The organism is Massilia pseudoviolaceinigra (assembly GCF_030846505.1).
Taxonomy (GTDB): Bacteria; Pseudomonadota; Gammaproteobacteria; order Burkholderiales; family Burkholderiaceae_D; genus Telluria_A; species Telluria_A violaceinigra.
In genome coordinates, this window is the sequence record NZ_JAVCWL010000006.1 from 164,739 (window position 1) to 183,602 (window position 18,864).

The window sequence follows — 18,864 nt, forward strand, 5'->3', positions numbered from 1 at the left end:
CGCCGTCGCGCAAAGCCCTCCGCCTCAGCCACCCGCTCCCGACACTGCCGCCCCCGCGGCAGCCCCTGCGGAAGAAATTCAGAAAGTCGTGATCGTTTCAACCGGTAGCCGCGGTTCGCAGCGCACCGTCGTCGATGCCCCGGTCCCGGTGGACATCATCAATACCAAAGACTTGAACAAGACTGGGCAGATCTCGCTGGACAAGGCCCTGGGCATGCGCGTGCCGTCGTTCAACACCGTGCAGACCCCGGTCAATGACGCCACCTCCCTGCTCGATCCTTACGAGATCCGCAACATGGGTCCGAGCCGCTCGCTGATCCTGATTAACGGCAAGCGCAAGAATTCGAGCGCGCTGATTTACACCCAGACCTCGCCAGGGCGCGGCGAAAGCGGTTCCGACATTTCCGCCATTCCGCAAGATGCGATCAAGCGCATCGAGGTGCTGCGCGACGGCGCGTCGGCCCAATACGGCTCCGACGCGATTTCGGGCGTGGTCAACATCATCCTGAAAGATAATCCCGACGGCGGCTCGCTGACCGCGCGCGCCGGCATGACCCACGAGGGCGATGGCAAGATGGGCGCCCTGAGCCTGAACCATGGCATACGCCTGTCCGACAAAGGCTTCGTCAACTACACCATCGACGTGTCGAAAGTCGGCCTGGCCGAACGCTCGGGCATCGTCGACGGCCGCGGCGACGCTGCCGACTTCGGCGCCGACCTGCAAAAGGACGTGCTGCCATTCCTGGCCAAGTACCCTACCGCCGGCAACATCAACGGCTCGCCTGAAACGAAGGCCAACAAGTTCCTGGTCAACAGCCGTCTCGATATCACCGACGAGTTCAGCATTTACGGCAATGCGGCCTACGTCAAGAAGCAGGTCAACAGCTTCGCCAACTACCGCACGCCGTACTGGCGTCCGACCGACTTCGGCCTGCTGCATGCGGCCGACCAGCCGTATGTCGGCTATGTGCCCGACTTCATCGGCAAGCTCGACGACTACAACGCGACCCTGGGCGCCAAGTTTTCCGTGGGCGACTGGAACGGCGACGTCAGCCTGACCATCGGCGGCAACAAGCAAGCCTATGAAGTGCACAACTCGGTCAACCGCGGCATCGAAAACGCGCGTCTCGACGCCATCGCCGCGGGCAAGACCCCCGGCCCGCGTTCGCCGACCAGCTTCGACGCCGGCGGCACGCGCTTTCGCCACACCGTGGTCAATGCCGACGTCTCCAAGCAGGTCAGCGATTCCTTCAATGTGTATGCCGGTACCGAGCTGCGCAGGGAAAAGTATGACGTCATCGCCGGCGAATTCGCTTCGTACACCGCGGGCGGCGCCGATTCGTATGCCGGCAACATGCCGGAAAACGCCCTGTCGGCCGACCGCAAGAACTACGGCGTTTACGGCGGCAGCATGTTCGACATCACCAAGCAGTGGCTGATCGACCTGACCGGCCGCTACGAAAAGTACAGCGACTTCGGCAACGCCACCGTCGGCAAGCTGAGCACCCGCTTCAAGGTCAGCGACATGATCACGCTGCGCGGCTCGCTCTCGAGCGGCTTCCGGGCGCCGTCGCTGCACCAGATTTACACCCAGAAGAAGCAGTACGCCTTCGTGCCCGGCTCGGGCATCCAGGTATCGGGCCTGACCAACAATATGTCGTCCGAAGCGCGCGCGCTCAACGTGCCGCATCTGAAAGCGGAAAAGTCGAAAAACGTGACGCTGGGCCTGGGCCTGACGCCCGATGCCAACACCAGCGTCACGCTCGACTACTACCATATCTCGCTGAAAGACCGCATCATCCTGGGCAAGGAAATCAAGCCGACGGGCGATTCGACGCAGGAACTGGACAAGATCCTCGCCGCCGGCGGCGTGGTCTCGCTCAGCTTCTTCGCCAATGCGCTCGACAGCCAGACTTCCGGCATCGACTACGTTGTCAGCCGCAGGAATATCCCTGCCCTGGACGGCAAGCTGGCGGTGAACCTGTCGGGTAACTACACGCTGAAAAACGAGCGTGACGGCGAGATCAACAACCCGCCGGCGATTGCCGCCGCGCGCCAGTCGGTGCTCGACGCGACCCAGGAAGCGCTGATGTTCACCTCGCGTCCGAAGCACAAGACGGTGCTCGGTCTCGATCTGGATTACAGCAAGTTGAACTTCTCGCTCAACAACACGCTGTACGGCCCGACCCAGTTCCGCAATGCGGGCCTGGACGACAACCTGATGGTCAAGTTCAAGACCCGCACCGTGACCGACTTCGCGCTCAACTACCAGTTGACGAACAACACCACCCTGTCGTTCAACGTCAACAATATGTTCGACGTCCTGCCGAAGTGGGAACTGAAGCCAGTCAACAACACCGCCAAGGGTAACGACATCCTGACCAGCACGGCCAAGGATCCGAAGACCGGCATGACGCCGCGCGAAACCCAGGTCAACCTGATCACCTTCAACGGACGCTACCCGATCGTGACCTACGATGGCTCGCATTTCAGCCAGCTGGGCCGCGCATACAATATGTCGCTCAACGTGCGCTTCTGATCACCCGATGATCCGGCCGGTCAAGATATCGCCGTCTTGAGCCGGTGATGACCAGGCCGGCGCTGCGCTGGAAAATCCTTCCAGCGCAGCGCCGGCCGCTTCCTTTCTGTACTCCCCGCGCATGCGTGCGCAACTGCCCAGGTGGGCCATGCACCAATGGCGGCCTATTCGTACAAGCGGCGCTCTCCACATCCGCGCACCAGGCTCGCCGGGGTGGTTCCCTCCTGATACGCCAGAAAGCACGATTCTTCCCACATCCTGATCAGCGATTCGGCCGAACGGAACAAAGTGCCCATTTCCTCGGCGCGGGTACCAAGCACGGTCAACTCCTGCAGGAAGTCGGGGATCATGCCGTAGTGCGCCAGGCCGTCGTAATTGATGTCGAAGCTGCGCGTCGTCACGCCGTTGCGGGTCACCTGATGGGCGTTGAGCGGCGTGTGCGTGGCCGCGCGCGCGCTCCAGCCGCGGCAGGGCGGATCGCATTCCGGCACGGTGCTTGCCCACGGATTGGTCCCGGCGGGATAGGGGGCATAATTGACCCGGTTGCCGATGCCGCCATAGCGCCCGAACCGCTGCCGTTCGCTGCGCTCGCGCGCCGGGTTGCCGGTGCCGGTGCCGTGATAGAACGCGAACTGGCCGAAGCGCGGTGCGGCGTGCCAGTCCAAGCCGTTGAAATCGCTGCCGAGCGCCACGCCGCGCGTGTGCAGCGCCACGTCCCGCTGTGCCTGGGACGGGAAGCCGCCCGTGGCCACCTCCGTGATCTGCTCCACCAAGGCGCTCGACGACTGCATGCCGAGCCCCACGATCCCGGGCGTGAAGCCGCCGGGCGGCGCGTAGACGTCGCGCATCTGCTGGCGCGACAGCACGTTCTCGGTGTGGCGGGTCTGGCCGGTTTGTACACCGCCATGCGATGCCATGACGGGATAGGGGCCGGTCACTGCCAGGATGCCATTCTTGGTGCGTTCGGATGCGTGCTGGATATCGATCAGCATTGCGCGCCGCATCATCGAGCGCACGAAGCGCTCGCCGTCGCCGCTCAGGCCGCGCGCGTTGACGTGAAACGGCAGGTCCCGTTTCGCCTGATCGAGCGCGAGCGGCACCATGGCCGGCGTATCGGTCGCGCCTTCGTACGGAAGGGTGTTGCGCGCAGCGTCGATGGCAGCGGCGGTCAGGGTCGACAATGCGCACGACAGTTCGCTCGCGCCGAAGAAAACGATGCCGGCGAACCAGCGCGCGGCCTCATCGTCGATGCATTGTCCGGCCAGGTGTTGAACAATCGTGCGCCCGATTCCCGGCGGAACGATACTGCCGTCGAGAATGCTGGCGGGGGAAAGCCTGGCCCAGATCGGCACCGTCACGTCGGACAGTTTGAACGATAGCGGGAGCGCGCGCCGCCAGCGCTCCTCGCGGTCGCGATTCTCGCCAGGGTAGATTTCGCGCGGCACGGGCACGAACGGGCGCACGCTGTCGCCGTACTGTGCGGTCAGCTCATCCTGCGTCATCAGCGTGGGCGGGCGGGCCGACGGGTCGCCGAAGATGGCGCTGGCGACGAACAGGTCGCCAGTGATCGCATAACCGCCCAGCATGCTGTCGGCGAAATGGAGCGGAATGACATGCCGCACGCCTTCGCGGTACAGCGCGTCGACGCGGGCCTCGATCTGGGACGGCGTGCAGGTTTGGGGATGGGCGTCGGTATGCATGACGCGGGTCGAGGCACCGATGAACTGCGCAGCCGTTGCAATGCTGCCCGCGGCCGCCAGGTCCACGCCCATTTGCGATGCCCATGGGCCGGGGTGGGCGTATTCGCGCGCCGTGTGGTGGGCGAGCGTGGTGACGCCGGGATCGCAGTGCTTGCTGTCCATGATGTGGTCGAGCTCGACGCCGATGACGATTGCCAGCTTTCCGCTGTTGATGATGCGGCGTGCCTCCTGCGGCGTGTAGGCGATCTGCGCCCAGCTGGCATTGAGGCGCGCGAATTCCTTAATGGCGGGAATTTGCAACGCCAGCGCGTCCTGGTCGGAGCTGAACGGCAGGTGCTTTTCCTTGACCATGGCAAAGGAAACAACCTCCGAATTGCCCACCGCCGCCACCATCAGCCGCACGCCACCCTGGTAGGCGCGCTCCACCCAGGTCCAGTGCATCTGCTGGTGGATGGCCGAATACCACATCGGCCAGTTTCTGAAGGCCGGGTAGCCGCTGTCGTGATTGTTGTGATAGCCCTTGAACACACCGTCCTGCGACAGCTGGTCGCCCGGCAGGTCGGGCACGCCGGCGCCTTCGAGCAGGTTCAGGCAAACATCGCGGCACAGCGTGTAGGTGGTGCCCAGGAGCTCGTCCTGGTGCGGGCTGAAATGCAGGTCGCTGGTGGTATGGGTATCGTTGCAGTTGCCCAGTGAACTGATGGGGCCGAAGGCGCTGCCCCACAGCGCGCGCGCTTGCGGAAGGCGGCCGCTCGCGCCATAGGCGGTGAAAGCTTTCTCGTTCATTAGATGGGCATGCAGGTCGGCCACGCCCCAGACCGGATCGGTATCGCGCGAGCTTGGCGCCGGCGCGGTATTGCTCAGCCAAATGTCATCCACGTTGATGTGGCCCCAGGGGCCGGTGGCCCGGTCTTCGATCATGATGCGCGCCCTGGTTCCCCGCAAATTGCCGATGTTGAACGACACCCGCACCATGTTTTCGATGCAGTGGCCACGCGCGGCCACCGGCTGCCCGCCACGGTCGAGCAGCGTTTCCCAGACATAGGTCAGCGCCGGTGCGCTGCGGCGGCCCCCGCCGGTGCCCGGCAAGCCGCGCAGGCCGGGCAGGTCGTCGCGGCCGAGCGCCCCGTTGCCCAGCACCGGACGCCGGTACTGGAGATACACGCCGACATCGGACGTGCAGCCCCCGCCCACCAACAGGTGGAAGTAGTCGTGCTGCAGTTCGATCTCGGGGGACACGATGCGTCCCACCCGGCGCTCGGCCTGCAGGGCGCCCCAGCCAGCCGAGGGAGGGTGCGAGGGGATGGCATGGCGCATGGTGTTGGCGCTGGCGTAGGCGGAGGGCCGGTGTTCGGCGGTGCCGAGCCAGTACAGGCCTTTCTTCCCGATCGGGAAAGGCGCATCGGCGTAGCTGCCGCCCACCGTCGCCAGACTGTTGCGCAAACGCGTGAAATCGGCGTTGAGCCGCTTGAGGTAGGATAACTGCGCGCCCGCGCCGAATTCGCAGGTGATCGCCTCGTCCAGGACCAGGCCGGCGCACGGGTCTGGCGGCAGGCGCAGCGACGCCGTGTTCAGGGCCCGCCTGCTGGAGACGTTATCGCCGAAGGTCGGCTGATTGTGAAAGGCGCTGCCGGTGCTGCCCCCGACCGCTTCGAAGGTGAAGCCTTGCAGGGTGCCATCTTCGAAGTCCCAGTGCCGGGGTAGCTGGCGCGAGATGTCGATGCGCACCTCTGGTTGCCCCGGTACCCTGTCCGGCGGCGGCAGCAGGTGACGCTCGGAGTCGACGATGGTCGATTGCGCCACCAGCCGGGTTGGAAAAGCGGTCATGCCCGAGACCGCAAGAAATAATGCCAAGGTGCGCCAAAGCGAAGCCATACTGTCCCCCCAAGTCGAGGTTCCAGACTACAGCCCTGGTCTTGCCGAGCGCTTGCGTGCTATCAAACACAGCCGGACCAACCGCGCGGGCGGCAGCCAGGCGCAGTTCGTTCAGTGTTGCGCTTGTTGTGCCTGTTGCAGCTGGGCGCGCTCGCGTTCGAGTTCGGCCCGTAGTTCCTCCTCGCTGGGCAGGACCAGTTTGTATTTGGCGGCAAACAATTGCTCATTACCGTCCAGAACGGAATAGCGCACGACGGAAGCGTCCTTGTGGTGCATAGAATGATGCCGACAGTCGGATTATCGTCCGGCCCGCGCCTGAGCTCATCGAACATGCGCACGTACATGTCCATTTGGCCGATATCCTGATGGCTCAATTCGCCTCGCTTGAGGTCGAAAACGACGAAGCACTTGAGCAGGTAATTGTAAAACACCAGATCGACATAGAAATCGCGGCTCCCGGTGCTGATACGCTCCTGCCGGGCGACAAAGGCGAAACCCTTGCCCAGTTCGAGCAGGAAGGACTGCAAGTGGTCCATCAATGCCTGCTCAAGCCCGCATTCCACCAGTTTGCCAGCGCCCGGCAGGCCGAGAAACTCCAGCAGCACCGGATCGCGCACAAATTCGCGCGGTCCCGTGTTCTGTGCCGCCAGTTGGACGCCGGCTTCCCGTTCGACGGCGCCACGGTCCTGGCTGGCCAGAAGACGCTCATAGTACAGCGTGCCGATCTGCCGTTCGAGCGCGCGCGAACTCCAGTGCTGCGCGGCCGCCTCGTTCATGTACCAGGCCCTGGCCGTGTCGCTGTCGACCCGCAGCAGCGTGCGGTAGTGGGTCCAACTCAATTCGGTACGCACTGCGTTCCGAATTGGAAATGCCAGGTAAAAGCCGCGCATGTTGCGTAAATTGCGCTCGTCAAATCCTTTGCCGAACTCCGCCGTGAGGGCTTTGGCCAATTCCGGCAACAGGCGCTGGCCGTAGACCGCGCGCGCCGCCCCGCCCTGCTCGAACTCGACGATATGCCGGCCCACCTCCCAACAGGTTTGCACCTGAATCGTGTCGACGGCGCGTAGCGAACGCTGGCGTGCTTGGCGGATGAGTTCACCAAGCGCACTCAACAAGGACGGAAGATCCCGTTCCGCATCGGAGAGAAGTGTTTGCTCAGGCATTTTCGTCTATTTTCCAGGAGCGATTGAAGGATGATGCGTCAGGAGGCCAACTGTGCGGCATCGAATGCGGGGTGCCATCTCGCGCGCAATCCGATCTGGACTGCATCGCGGTAGTACAAAAAAGCTTATCACTCTGCGCCAAGGCATGGCGCCAGCCAGGGCAAGGGCACCTTCATCGGCGCCACCTGCCTGCTGATCCGCGCGGCGCTACAGGCCCGCGTCCTTGAGCGCCGCCTCGATCCGATGCAGAGCCTGGAGCTGATACGATGCGTCGCCGGATGAATTGTTTTCGTCCAGCTTATTCATCATCACCGCGTAACTGATGCCAGACGGGAGCTGGCGCAGCACTGTTGCAACGCCGGGATCGGCGCCGCTGAATCCATAATTATTTGTCGCGCCGTTGAGCGGCACGCCGTCCGGCATGCGGTAGTGGGCCGCGAACAGCGTCATCGCCTTCGCCGTGGCGATAATCTGGCCGGCCGGGGCCCAATTGTCGGCCCGGACGGCGCCGTCGAGCGCCAGGACAGTGGTGCCGGGCACGAAGACGCTGGGCGCCATGAACGTCGTGATGTACTGCGGTTCGCGCGGATGTCGGTCGCGTATCAGCGAGCGCATCACCTGGAAATCGTCCTTTGGAACGCCCAGCGGCCCCATGATGTTTTCTTGAACGTAGCTTACGTAGCCCGCCCCGGACGCCTTTTCGATGATCTGTCCGAGTAACAGATAGCCAAAATTCGAATAAGCCGTTTTGGTACCGGGGACGAAATCGAGTGGCTGGCGCAGGACATAGCGAATGATATCGTCCTGTTGCGGCGGCGCCGACAAGCCGAGCGATTGCTGGATATCGAACTCGGATTGCATCGGGTCGCCGCTGATGTCGGCATCCCAGCCACCTTGATGTTCCAGCAGCTGCGCGATGGTGATCGCGCCTGCCCGGGCATCGGGCAAGGCCGGCTGCAGCTCGCGCGCCAGCCAGCATGGAGCGTTGAGCCCGGTACAAAACACATGGTCGGTGAGGGCGAGCTTGCGCTCGCGCGCCAGTGTCTGGATCGCTGCGGCGGTGACCGGCTTGACGATGCTGGCGGTGATGAACAGGGCATCGGCCGGCAGCGCAACCTGGCCGGCGCTGTCGCGATGGCCATAGCCACGCTCGGCGAGCATGACGCCATCCTTGGCCACCGCCACCGTGGCGGCGGTGATGCCGTTGGCGGCCATGAAAGGCTTCATGGCGGCGTCGAGTTTGCCATTCAGATCGTTGCTGCAAGCAAGCACTTCGGCCACCGATGCGCCGGGCCGCTGCGCCGCGCAAGTGAGCGATTTGCCGGCATTCGACGCCACGTCGCCACTGCTTCCGCCGCCACATCCGGCCAGCACGGCAATGAAAGCGGCGCCAGTGACGGACTGCGTTGCGCCAGGTAGATACGATAACAATTTCATGCGACTCCTTCTTCGGTTCAAAGTAAGACGCGATTATCGCAACAGTATTCTTTTGCAAATCTTAAGACGGCACAATCTATAATGCGCGATGCACATACTGATCATTGAAGACGATCTCGACCTCGGTCGAGCCCTGCAGAAAGCGCTCCGTCTGGAAGGTTTCAGCAGCGAGTGGCTGCGCCAGGCCGTCGACGCGCCCCGCTCGTTCGAGGGCCTCCATTACGCCTGCATTCTGCTGGACCTGTCGCTGCCGGACGGCGACGGGCAAACGCTGCTGGCCCGCTGGCGCAGCGAGGGCGTGGCAATTCCCATCATTATCATGACGGCACGCGGCGCACTGGAAGAGCGCATCGCGGGACTCGACGGCGGTGCGGACGATTTCATCGTCAAGCCTTTCGCCACGGTGGAACTGGCTTCCCGCATGCGCGCCGTGCTGCGCCGCTATGCGCAGCAGTCCACGCAAGTGTGGACCATCGGCGATCTGGAACTGGAGCCGAAGTCCTACCTGGCGCGACTGGCCGGGAATCCCGTCGATTTATCGCGCCGCGAATTTCAGCTGATGCTGGAACTGGCGCGCGAACCGGGCGTCGTGGTGTCGAAAAGCGCCCTGTCCGAGCGCCTCGAACCGCTCGGCGAGCCGGTCAACTTTGGCGCCATCGACGTGCATATCTTTAACTTGCGCAGCAAGATAGGCGGGCATCGGATTCGCACCGTGCGCGGGGTTGGCTACATGCTCGTCCCATGCTGAATTTTCTCCGCCCCACGCTGGTAAGGCGCGTGGTCCTGGCGCTGATGATGGCGTTTTTCATCGCCTGGATCTTGTTGTTGGCGGTGATATTCATCGAGGCGGTAGATCCGGCCGTCACGGACAAGAGCATCCAGGAGGTGGGACAGGGACTGGGCGCATCGCTGGCGCGGCTCGACAATGCGGGAGAAGCACGCGCCGTCGCCGCAGCCACATCGGAACAGATCGAGCGGCTCTACCGCACCTACGACATTCCGGCACTCATGCTGATCCAGCTGAACGATCAGGATGGAACGCGCTTGTATTCATCCCCCGCGGCCGGCCCCGCCCTGCCGGACGGCGACGTCGGCGCGCTGACGACGGCACGTGTCAATGGCAGGTCGTTCCGGGTTTTCAAGGGCACGGCCGGGCGCTGGACGGTCACGGTGGCCGGGTCGAGGGTGGACGACAGCTTTTTGCTGATGTCGATCACGCGCGACCTGGTCTATTATCTGCTGATCGCCTTTCCCTGCATTCTGCTGCCGGTCTGGATTGCCGTCTCGCGCGGCATGCGCCCGTTGCGGCAAATGAGCAAGCGGATCGCCGCGCGCGGCACCGACGACATGTCGCCCACCGGCGTCGATCCGATCTATGCCGAGCTCACGCCGCTGGCGGGTGCGCTGGACCGCCTGCTTGCGCAACTGCGCGAGAAAATCGCCCGCGAACATGGCTTCGTCCAGGACGCCGCACATGAACTGCGCACGCCAATGGCGGTCATTTCCGCCCAGGCCCACGTACTGGCCATCGAGCCTGAACTGGAGGGGCGGCGCGAGGCGCAGCGCCATCTCGATCAGGCGATTGCGCGCGGATCGCACCTGATTGCGCAGTTGTTAGCGCTGGCGCGGGTGGACAGCACGCGCATCGGCGACAGCGGCACCGTCGACGTGGCCCATCTGGTGCGCCACGAACTGGCGCGGGCGGCGCCGACAGCGATGGAGAACGGCATCGAACTGGCGCTGGAGGCGCCCGAGCGCTTGCCGTTCACGCTCGAGGTGCATGCGTTTCAATCGATCCTGAGCAACCTGTTGGACAACGCGCTGCGCTACGCGCATGCCGGCGCCAATATCGGCGTCGAGCTGGATCGGCACAACGGCTATCTGACGCTCGCCGTCGCCGATGACGGGCCGGGTATCGCGGAGCCGGACCGGGCGCATATCTTCGAGCGCTTTTACCGCGCCCGGTCGCAGGACAAGACCGGCTCGGGCCTCGGCCTGGCAATCGTCAAGCAGGCCGCCTTGCGGATGAACGGCACGGTCACGCTGACGCCTGGCCCGGGCGGGCGAGGTTGCCGCTTCGTCGTGCGGATCGCGGCGCCGCCATGATAGGAACTGCCGATGACTTGCGCGGCTGCCGTGCCGGTTCGAGGATGCCTGACGTTCCAGGCCGATCGCTGACGAATTTCGCCAGCCTATTGAATTTTGCAATACACAGTTCCCCTGTCCGGTCCGAGTGCGTCTACTACGCAATAATGTGCACCTGTCGTGCGGGTTTTCACTTCATGGTCATTGGTATCGCCTCTGAAGTTATCGCTCAAGACAAACCTGCCGGTTTCGGAATCGACGATCCTGCAATGGCCAAGATCGGGAGCGTATGCAATATTGATCGTGCACCGGTAAGCGATCTTTTTGTCCGCACCGGCATTGACCGTACCGGTCTGGCAACGTCCCTCGGACGAACGGCAAGTCTTGGCGTTTTGTGCCCACGCAGAGTGCATTGACCCGGCTAACGCGAACATCGTAGCCGTCAACACAACGGCTTTCAGCGTGATTTGCTTAGACATGATTACTCCCATTTCTCCCAGGTACACGAACCACGCTTTCAAAGCGCGGGTTGGCTGACTTTCTCGCAAAAGGTGGTTTCAATTGAGATCAATCCTCCCCCTGCAGGTGCTGACAGGCTTACCGTGGCGATTGAACCAGGCTCTCCTCGTCGTACCGCTCGCATAGCGTTTCTGATTCGATCCATGGTTCTCGCATCAGGACGTGGCACTCGGAGTTAGTTCCCATCATGTCGCGATCTTTTAAGCCTCCGTTGGGACAGCTCAATCAATCTGATGCGTTTTACGGGGTACGCGGAGCGGCGAGGATAAGCCGGCGCACGAGGCCAGTTCAACCAGCCGTGGCACCGGTGTGCCGACACGGCCGCTGTCAACCGCAGGCAAGGCGCTGCCCGGCTTTTCGAGGCGGGCAGTGCCGCCAAGGAAAAGCCGTACAGGGGTGGAAAAAGGGAATTGCTGAGCAATTCGGTGGCTGGCCTTTAGATCATGTAGTCGCCAACCAGCAGAAGAATGCGGCGTTGCGCCCGCGATCTCACTTACTGTAACAATAAGTCTTCCGGCCGTGCCTGCCTGATGGCGTTTTGCATGGCCGCTACCAAGGCGCGAATATCCGAGCCAGTGTAGATCGGCGCACACCTGTCGGCATGCGCCAGGATTTCGGAGGGGTCGTCGCCCAATACTGCGGCGAGAAGCAGCGCCATGGGAATGGCATGCGGCACTTGTGGAAACAGGACGTCTCCCCCGCGAAGACCTTCAAGAAGAAAATCGGCCAGTGCACGATAGCTGTTCACACGATCAAATAACGGTACCACGTAGCGCTCGTGGGTGTCGACGATGAACCGCACGGCTGCATCGACCCGTTCCTGGGGATGAACCAGCGCCGGATCGACGGCGCCCTTTTGCTTTGGCGTCAAGCTTGCATAGGCGCTATCGTAGATATCGTATTGCCGCGGTACTACCCCTGTCTGGGCAAACCCGCCTCCCGCCACATGGTGGATGCCTGTACCGGTCAATTTCTTACTCAAGGCATCGAGTTTGTCGAACCTCACCCAATCTGCACCGGTAACCGAAACAAACCCGCCACGGCCATCGAAGAGGACAATGAATTCCTGGGACGCCGGTCCGGTATGACGCAGGAATGAATGATTCTTCTTTCGGTACTTATAGCCCGTCTCGACCATGATGGGAACCAGCTGGTCGAGTACCGCTTGAGATGGTCCTGCTTTTGCCATGTGGAGACTACCTTTCTCTTACTTGAACGCGGACAGACGGGATGCCATCGTACAGTAGCGAGGATGCGGCCGGGCTAACTCGCGCTGCGCTGGTAAAACCCTTCCAGCTCGCTGCGCACCAGCTCCTGGCCGTGTTCAATCACAAAATCCTGGAACGCGGCGGCCACCTTGGGGATCGGCTGGCCGGCCAGGTGCATCACCTGCCAGTCGGCGTCGACCGGATTGCCCTTGAGCGGCAGCATGCGCAGCAAGCCGGATTTGAATTCGAGCGCGCAGGCGTGCACCGACAGGAAGCCCACGCCCAGGCCCGCCGACACCATGCGCTTGATCGCCTCGTTGGACGACACTTCGGAGCCGAAGTTAAGCGCGTGCCCACCCTCCTTGAACAGCCGCTCCACCGCCGTGCGCGTGCCCGAGCCGCGCTCGCGCACCAGCAGGTTGGCGCCCACCACATCGGCCAGCGTCAGCTTGCGCTTCTTCATCAATGGATGGTCGGCGGCGGCCACGAAACCCATCGGATGGCGCGCGAAGCGGGCCGCGTTGGTGCGCAGTTCGCGCGGCGGCGTGCCCATGATGGCCACGTCGATCTCCTGGCGCGCCAGCATGTTGACGATTTCAACCCGGTTGCCGACCTGGAGTTTCAGGCGCACGTCGGGCCGCTCCAAGGTGAACGGCACCAGCAGCGGCGGCAGCAAATGCTCGGCCGTGGTGACCGCGCCGATGCGCAGCGTGCCGCTGGTGACGCCCTGCAGCGCCGACAGTTCGTCGCCGGCGTGCTCCCACAGGCGCAGGATGCGTTCGGCGAAATCGACCATCACCTCGCCGGCCGCGGTCAGCTGGATGCCGCGCCCGTCCTTGCGCACCAGCGCCACGCCGGTGATGCTTTCCAGCGTGCGCAGTTGGAGCGACACCGCCGGCTGCGTCACGTGCATGGCCTCCGCCGCTTTCGACACGCTCTCGTGACGGGCCACGAGAACCAGCGACTGGAGCTGGCGGAAGCTGGCGTGATACATAAGCTATTCCCTATCGATGTGTGAATTACGCGACAAACCCGTTTCTGCCACGCCATGATAGACCAGTTGGCGCGGCCCGGTTCAGAATGCGCAATTGACTGTCACGGCCAGCAATGGCGCCGTCTTGCGCTTGACGATCGGGCTGTCGGCGGCGTCGCCCACGATGCTGACCGCGCCGGCCATGGTGTTGACTGACCATGCCTTGCCCAGCTTGCGGTTCCAGTTGATGCCCGCATTCACGCGCGAGAAACCGGCCTTGGTGTCGTAACGCTTGTAGCCGGAGCTCAGGCTCTGGGACGCGGTAACACCGTAAAATGCCTGCATGTTCTTTTTGTCGCTGTAGGTGGCCGTCACGAACAGGCCCAGCTGGTTCGCTTCGCTCTTGATCAGGGGTGCCTGCGCGCCGAATTCATAGCTGTTGCCACGCTCGCGGTGCGTGAGCGCCATCATGGCGCGCATGCCGATGCCGATGCCGCCGTCGAACTCATAGCCGACACCGAACACGCCCAGCGCCGACGTCTTGATTTCGCCCATGCCCCTGAGCGCGTCGGATCCCTGCGAGATGCCGTGATCGCGGTCGCTGCGGCTCGGCGCGACGCCGAGCGCGCCGCTCAGGGACACCGGCCCGAACTTGGTCTTGTAGCCAATGCCGCTCACCGTGCTGGCGAAAAACCCGCTGCTGTGCTGATAGTCGGCCACCAGTACCGGCACTGCCCGGTTCTTGTCGCTGCCGGAGTATTCGGGAATGGCTGCCACGCCCAGGCCCAGCGTCATGGTCGATTCGCCCGGCTTGGCGGGGGCGACGCCCATCTCGGCGGCGTGAAGGGTTGGAGCAAGCGTGCTCAGCAAGATGATGGCGGCGTGGCGAAAACGTAACATGACTGTGTCCTTGGCGTAGAGGTTGGCGGTGTTTGCTTGATAACTTGAAACAACGGACCGGAGTGTCGCAACCTTTCCAAAGCTGCACCATGCAATCCTCGGGTGTACCGAACGGCGCCCTCAAACGTAGCGCCAGGAGGTACTTTCGGTCCTTGTCCTTGATACCGGTCATGCCCCCGGCACATGCATACGTATAAGTTGAGGCTTATGGATATCCGCAAATGTCTGATTTTTCTTTTGTAGCGTGCGCCTCTATATTGACATCCGGTCAACGCACTTTCACATCGCGACACCTACAGGAGGAGACACCATGGAAACCATCGTCATCGTCGGCGGCGGCGCCGGAGGGCTGGAACTGGCCACCCGGCTCGGCAACAGCGCCGGCAAGGCAGGCCGCGCACGCGTCGTACTGGTCGACCGCTGGCCCACCCATTTCTGGAAGCCGCTGCTGCACACGGTCGCTTCGGGCAAGCACGATCCCCAAGTGATGGCGATCGACTACGCGGCGCAGGCGTCCGAACACGGCTTCGAGTTCGCGCGCGGCGAAGTGCTGGGCGTGGACCGTGAAACGCGGCGCGTGTCGCTGGCGCCGTGGATCGCCGACGACGGCGCCGAAGTGCTCCCCGCCCGCTCGATCGGTTACGACAAGCTGGTACTGGCACTCGGGTCGGTCACCAACTTTTTCGGCGTGCCCGGCGCCGAGCAGCACGTGCTGACCCTGGACGACGTGGCGCAGGCCGAAACGTTCCGCCAGCGCTTCGTGGACGGCTGCATCCAGGCCAGCGCGCGCCAGGCCGCCGGCGGCCAGCTCAATCCCGGCATCGACATCGTGATCGTCGGCGGCGGCGCCACCGGGGTGGAGCTGGCGGCCGAATTGAGCCACAGCGCGCGCACGCTGGCCAAATACAATGTGCACGCGCTCGATCCGGTGCGCCATGTGCGCATCCGCATCCTGGAGCGCGGCTCGCTGCTGCTGCCGCACCTGCATCCGCGCCTGTCCAAGCGCGCCGCCCGCCATTTGCGCGCACTCGGCATCAAGGTGCTGACCGATACCGCCGTGGCGCGCGTCGATGCCGGCGCGGTGCTCGATACGGAAGGCTGCACCTACCCGTCCGCGATCACCCTGTGGGCGGCGGGGGTGGAAGCGCCGCCGCTGTGCGCCACGCTGGGATTGACCACCAACCCCCTGCGCCAGATCGCGGTGGCGCCTTCGCTGCAGGCGCTGGAAGATCCGGACGTGTATGCGATCGGCGACTGCGCCAATTTTGTGTGCCCGATCATGGGCAAGGTTCCGCCACGCGCGCAGGCCGCGCACCAGCAGGCCATGTACCTGGCGCAGGTGCTGGGGCAGGCATCGCCGCTCAAGGCGCCATTCGCCTACCGCGATTACGGCTCGCTGGTGTCGCTCGGGCCGCTGGCGGCGGTCGGTGTGCTCACGCGCACGGCCGGCGGGCGCAAATACCCGGTGGGCGGCGTGCTGGCCAGGTTGTTGTATTCGCTGATGTACCGCAAGCACCAGATGGCGCTGCACGGGGTGGTGAGGATGTCGGCGCAGACGGTGGCGGACTGGATTCGCGAGAAGCTCTCGCCGGCGGTCAAGCTGCATTAAGGCGCGCCGCGACGATTGCCGGCGCCCGCCGCTTGGGTTTATAGTCAGGCCTGGTGTTCAAGATCATTGACATGCACGGACAAAGGAGATCGCCATGCCGCATCTGCCACCCCTCGGCCTGCCCACGCCGGCGCGCCGGCGCCTCGCCTGCGCCCTCTTCGCCGCCGCCGGCGCGACCGGTACGGCCCATGCGGGCGGCTGGGATATCGTCTCGGCGTCGCGTACTTACAACACCATCCCGGTAGAAAGCGACGACACCGTCAACCCCATGCGCGGCTACCACCGCTGGCAGAACCAGGAACTGGTGCCGCAGGCGGCGCCCGCCCGCGACGCTTTCCGCCGCTACCACTGGCGCGACCTCGAAGGCGTGCAAGGCCAGTACACGTTCGGCGCCATCCTGGCCGACCTGAAGACGGCGCGCGACCAGGGCCGCAAGTACGCGTTCCGGCTGCGCATGATGGCCGGCTACGACGACGGCCAGCTGTATGCCCCCGCCTACCTGGCCGGCAATGCATCCTGCCTGCACGGCTGCGGCTTCTGGGCCGACGCCGGCGCCGCGTCCGGCAAGACCTGGGTGCCCGACTGGAACGATCCCTTCGTCCTGGCGCGTTCGCGCGCGCTGCTGCAGGCGCTGGCGCAAGCGATTGCCGCCTCCGGCAACGCCGCCAGCATCGCCTGGATCGACGTCGGCCTGTACGGCCAGTACGGCGAATGGGCGATCCGCAAGAGCGTCTACACCAACCGCCCGGCCGGCATCGAGGAAGCCACCACGCAGACCCGGCGCGCGCTCGCGAAAATGCATTTCGAGGCCTTCCCCAGCCAGCAATTCGTCATGTTCATCCCGTACGCGAACCGCGACGCGCTGCGCTACGCCCTGCTCGAACAGACCATCACCAGCAAACCGGTGGGCCTGCGTGCCGACTGCCTGGCCCAGGCGGGCTACTTCAAGCAGTGGACCGATCACGCGGACGAGTGGCGCCAGTTCGCCGACCAATGGCGCAAAGCGCCCTTCATCGCCGAATTCTGCCCGTTTGAAAGCGGCCACCCGACCAACGGACCGGCGACGGCGCGCGCCCAGGCCAGCGAATTTCACATCTCCTCGGTGGGCAATGCGAATTTTGCCCTGTCCAAGCCGGACGACCAGCGCTGGCTCTCGCTCACCGACCCGGAACGGCACGACATGCTGATGCTGGGCCGCGAGGCGGGCTACCGCTACAGCGTCGACAGCACCTGGGTGAGCCTGACCGGCGATGGTCAGTTGACCCTGGCGGCCAGCTTCCGCAACAACGGCAACGCACCCACCTACGAGCCGTGGAACGTCAGGCTGGAAATCGTCGACACCAGCGGCGTGGCGCGCTGGTCGGGCACCGTGCCGGTGGTCCTGGGCAGCCTCGCGGGCGGCGGCGTCACCACGCGCGTGCAATCGAGCTGGCGAATACCGGCGCTGGCGGCGGGCACCTATGCGCTGCGCCTGGTCGCGCGCGACGCCCGGCCGGCCGACGGCCAGCAGCGCCGCCCGCTGGCCTGGGTGCTGGGCGAACGCGATGCCGACGGCGGCCTGACGGTGCGCAGCGTGCGCCGGCGCTGACAAGCGGCGCTCCCATGGTAGCATCGGATTCACCAGACAAATTGCGAGGGCAATGATGACAAAGAGCTTGATTGGAGCATTCGCCGCACTGTTGGTGGGGGCGCTGATTTCTGGCTGCGAGACGATGACGCCGGACGAGTGCAAGGCCGCAAACTGGAACGATATCGGCCTGCGCGACGGCACGGCGGGAAAGCCCATGTACGTGCTTGAGGAGCGCGCCAAGGCTTGCGCGAAAGCCGGCACCAGCGTCGATTCGGCCGGCTACATCGCCGGCAGGGAACGCGGCTTGCGCAGCTTCTGCCGGCTCGAGAACGCCGCTCCGCTTGGCCTGAACGGCACCGCGTACGCGGGTGTCTGTCCGGCGCCGCTCGACTTCGAGTTCCGCCGCCGCCATCAGGCCGGATTCGCCGTCTATACCTTGCGCAGCGAGATCGGTGGGCTCGATAGCCGCAGCGATCGTTTGCAGCGCAAGTTGCGCGATGCCGACAATGACGAATCGAAGCAACTGGCGGCCACCAGCAAGGACGACGAGCGCAAGCGCATTCGCAGGGAATGCGACGAGCGCAGGCGCCATCTGCGCAATGAATTGCGCGACATCGACCGCTCGCTGCAAGGCGCGCGCGACGCCTTGCGGTCCGCCGAATACACGCTCGATATGCTGCGCTGATCGCATCTCCAAGCTGCGCCGGGGCCTCATCCCGGCCGGCGCCTGCATTTCGCGCCGCCCCGCTGCATTTCGCGCCGTTTTTCCGCATCTCGTCGCATGCCCGCTTCTCCCCGGTTTGTTTTCGATAAAGTCACTTCATCGCAATCACAAACCCACCGGAGAACCCCATGCGCCACCTGCTCGCTACCGCCTTCTGCACCGCCGCCCTGCTGACCGCGTCCCTGGCCAGCGCCGCCGACCTCACCATCCGCATCGACGACGTGCGCAGCGACGACGGCACGGTCATGGTAGCCCTGTATGACTCGGCCGGCAGCTTCCTCAAAAAACCCGTCGGCGGCGCCGGCGGAAAAGCCGTCAAAGGCAGCACCACGGTCACCATCAAGGACCTGCCAGCGGGCCACTACGCCTACGCCATCTACCACGATGCCAACGCCAATGGCAAAATGGATGCCAACATGATGGGCATCCCGACCGAGGACTTCGCATTCAGTAATAACGCCCTCGGGAAAATGGGCCCGCCCAAATTCGGCGACGCCATGTTCACCCTCCCTGCGGCTGGCCTGAGCGCCGCCGTCAGCCTGAAACACTAAGCCGGAGACCG

Annotated in this window: 14 protein-coding genes; 7 read left to right on the forward strand and 7 right to left on the reverse strand. The window is 64.1% G+C overall.

Translation table 11 applies throughout. The features are described 5' to 3' along the window. Positions 1-88 precede the first annotated feature (88 nt). On the forward strand, positions 89-2,539 hold the full coding sequence (locus RBA40_RS08025) for a TonB-dependent receptor plug domain-containing protein (protein ID WP_306647375.1): 2,451 nt from the start codon (positions 89-91) through the stop codon (positions 2,537-2,539). Positions 2,540-2,703: 164 nt separating this feature from the next. On the opposite strand, the gene RBA40_RS08030 is transcribed toward RBA40_RS08025, so the two are convergent. The 3 genes from RBA40_RS08030 to RBA40_RS08040 all read right to left on the reverse strand — a co-directional run bounded on the left by RBA40_RS08030 (position 2,704) and on the right by RBA40_RS08040 (position 8,714). Continuing rightward, positions 2,704-6,066, reverse strand: a complete 3,363-nt coding sequence (locus tag RBA40_RS08030; protein WP_306647376.1) for a membrane dipeptidase — start codon at positions 6,064-6,066, stop codon at positions 2,704-2,706. A 110-nt stretch (positions 6,067-6,176) separates the two neighbouring features. After that, a complete protein-coding gene (locus RBA40_RS08035) occupies positions 6,177-7,277 on the reverse strand; it encodes a PDDEXK nuclease domain-containing protein (protein WP_306647377.1) in 1,101 nt (366 codons plus the stop codon). A gap of 207 nt (positions 7,278-7,484) precedes the next feature. Further along, the gene (locus RBA40_RS08040) at positions 7,485-8,714 is read right to left on the reverse strand and encodes a serine hydrolase domain-containing protein (protein WP_306647379.1); all 1,230 of its coding nucleotides are present in this window, start codon (positions 8,712-8,714) and stop codon (positions 7,485-7,487) included. Positions 8,715-8,802: 88 nt separating this feature from the next. On the opposite strand from RBA40_RS08040, the gene RBA40_RS08045 reads away from it, so the two are divergent. Then, positions 8,803-9,462, forward strand: a complete 660-nt coding sequence (locus tag RBA40_RS08045) for a response regulator (protein WP_306622860.1) — start codon at positions 8,803-8,805, stop codon at positions 9,460-9,462. A 29-nt stretch (positions 9,463-9,491) separates the two neighbouring features. Continuing rightward, positions 9,492-10,820 carry a sensor histidine kinase gene (locus tag RBA40_RS08050; protein WP_306647380.1) on the forward strand — a complete coding sequence of 443 codons (1,329 nt, stop codon included), beginning with the start codon at positions 9,492-9,494 and terminating at the stop codon, positions 10,818-10,820. A gap of 86 nt (positions 10,821-10,906) precedes the next feature. Here the strand turns inward: RBA40_RS08050 and RBA40_RS08055 are convergent, their stop codons facing one another. The 4 genes from RBA40_RS08055 to RBA40_RS08070 all read right to left on the reverse strand — a co-directional run bounded on the left by RBA40_RS08055 (position 10,907) and on the right by RBA40_RS08070 (position 14,399). Continuing rightward, positions 10,907-11,278, reverse strand: a complete 372-nt coding sequence (locus RBA40_RS08055; protein WP_306647381.1) for a hypothetical protein — start codon at positions 11,276-11,278, stop codon at positions 10,907-10,909. Between the two features lie 533 nt (positions 11,279-11,811). Further along, positions 11,812-12,507: a hypothetical protein gene (locus tag RBA40_RS08060; RefSeq protein ID WP_306647383.1), complete on the reverse strand. Its 696-nt coding sequence runs from the start codon at positions 12,505-12,507 to the stop codon at positions 11,812-11,814. A gap of 74 nt (positions 12,508-12,581) precedes the next feature. Further along, on the reverse strand, positions 12,582-13,520 hold the full coding sequence (locus tag RBA40_RS08065; RefSeq protein ID WP_306647385.1) for a LysR family transcriptional regulator: 939 nt from the start codon (positions 13,518-13,520) through the stop codon (positions 12,582-12,584). 81 nt (positions 13,521-13,601) lie between these two features. Further along, complete coding sequence (locus RBA40_RS08070) at positions 13,602-14,399, reverse strand: MipA/OmpV family protein (protein ID WP_306647386.1); 798 nt, start codon at positions 14,397-14,399, stop codon at positions 13,602-13,604. A gap of 310 nt (positions 14,400-14,709) precedes the next feature. On the opposite strand from RBA40_RS08070, the gene RBA40_RS08075 reads away from it, so the two are divergent. The 4 genes from RBA40_RS08075 to RBA40_RS08090 all read left to right on the forward strand — a co-directional run bounded on the left by RBA40_RS08075 (position 14,710) and on the right by RBA40_RS08090 (position 18,853). Further along, a complete protein-coding gene (locus RBA40_RS08075; protein WP_306647387.1) occupies positions 14,710-16,008 on the forward strand; it encodes an NAD(P)/FAD-dependent oxidoreductase in 1,299 nt (432 codons plus the stop codon). A 94-nt stretch (positions 16,009-16,102) separates the two neighbouring features. Continuing rightward, entirely contained in the window at positions 16,103-17,596 is a 1,494-nt protein-coding gene (locus RBA40_RS08080; RefSeq protein ID WP_306647388.1) for a DUF4832 domain-containing protein, read from the forward strand. Positions 17,597-17,663: 67 nt separating this feature from the next. After that, positions 17,664-18,263, forward strand: a complete 600-nt coding sequence (locus tag RBA40_RS08085; protein WP_306647389.1) for a DUF2799 domain-containing protein — start codon at positions 17,664-17,666, stop codon at positions 18,261-18,263. A 167-nt stretch (positions 18,264-18,430) separates the two neighbouring features. Then, on the forward strand, positions 18,431-18,853 hold the full coding sequence (locus RBA40_RS08090) for a DUF2141 domain-containing protein (RefSeq protein WP_306647391.1): 423 nt from the start codon (positions 18,431-18,433) through the stop codon (positions 18,851-18,853). The last annotated feature ends 11 nt before the right edge of the window (positions 18,854-18,864 follow it).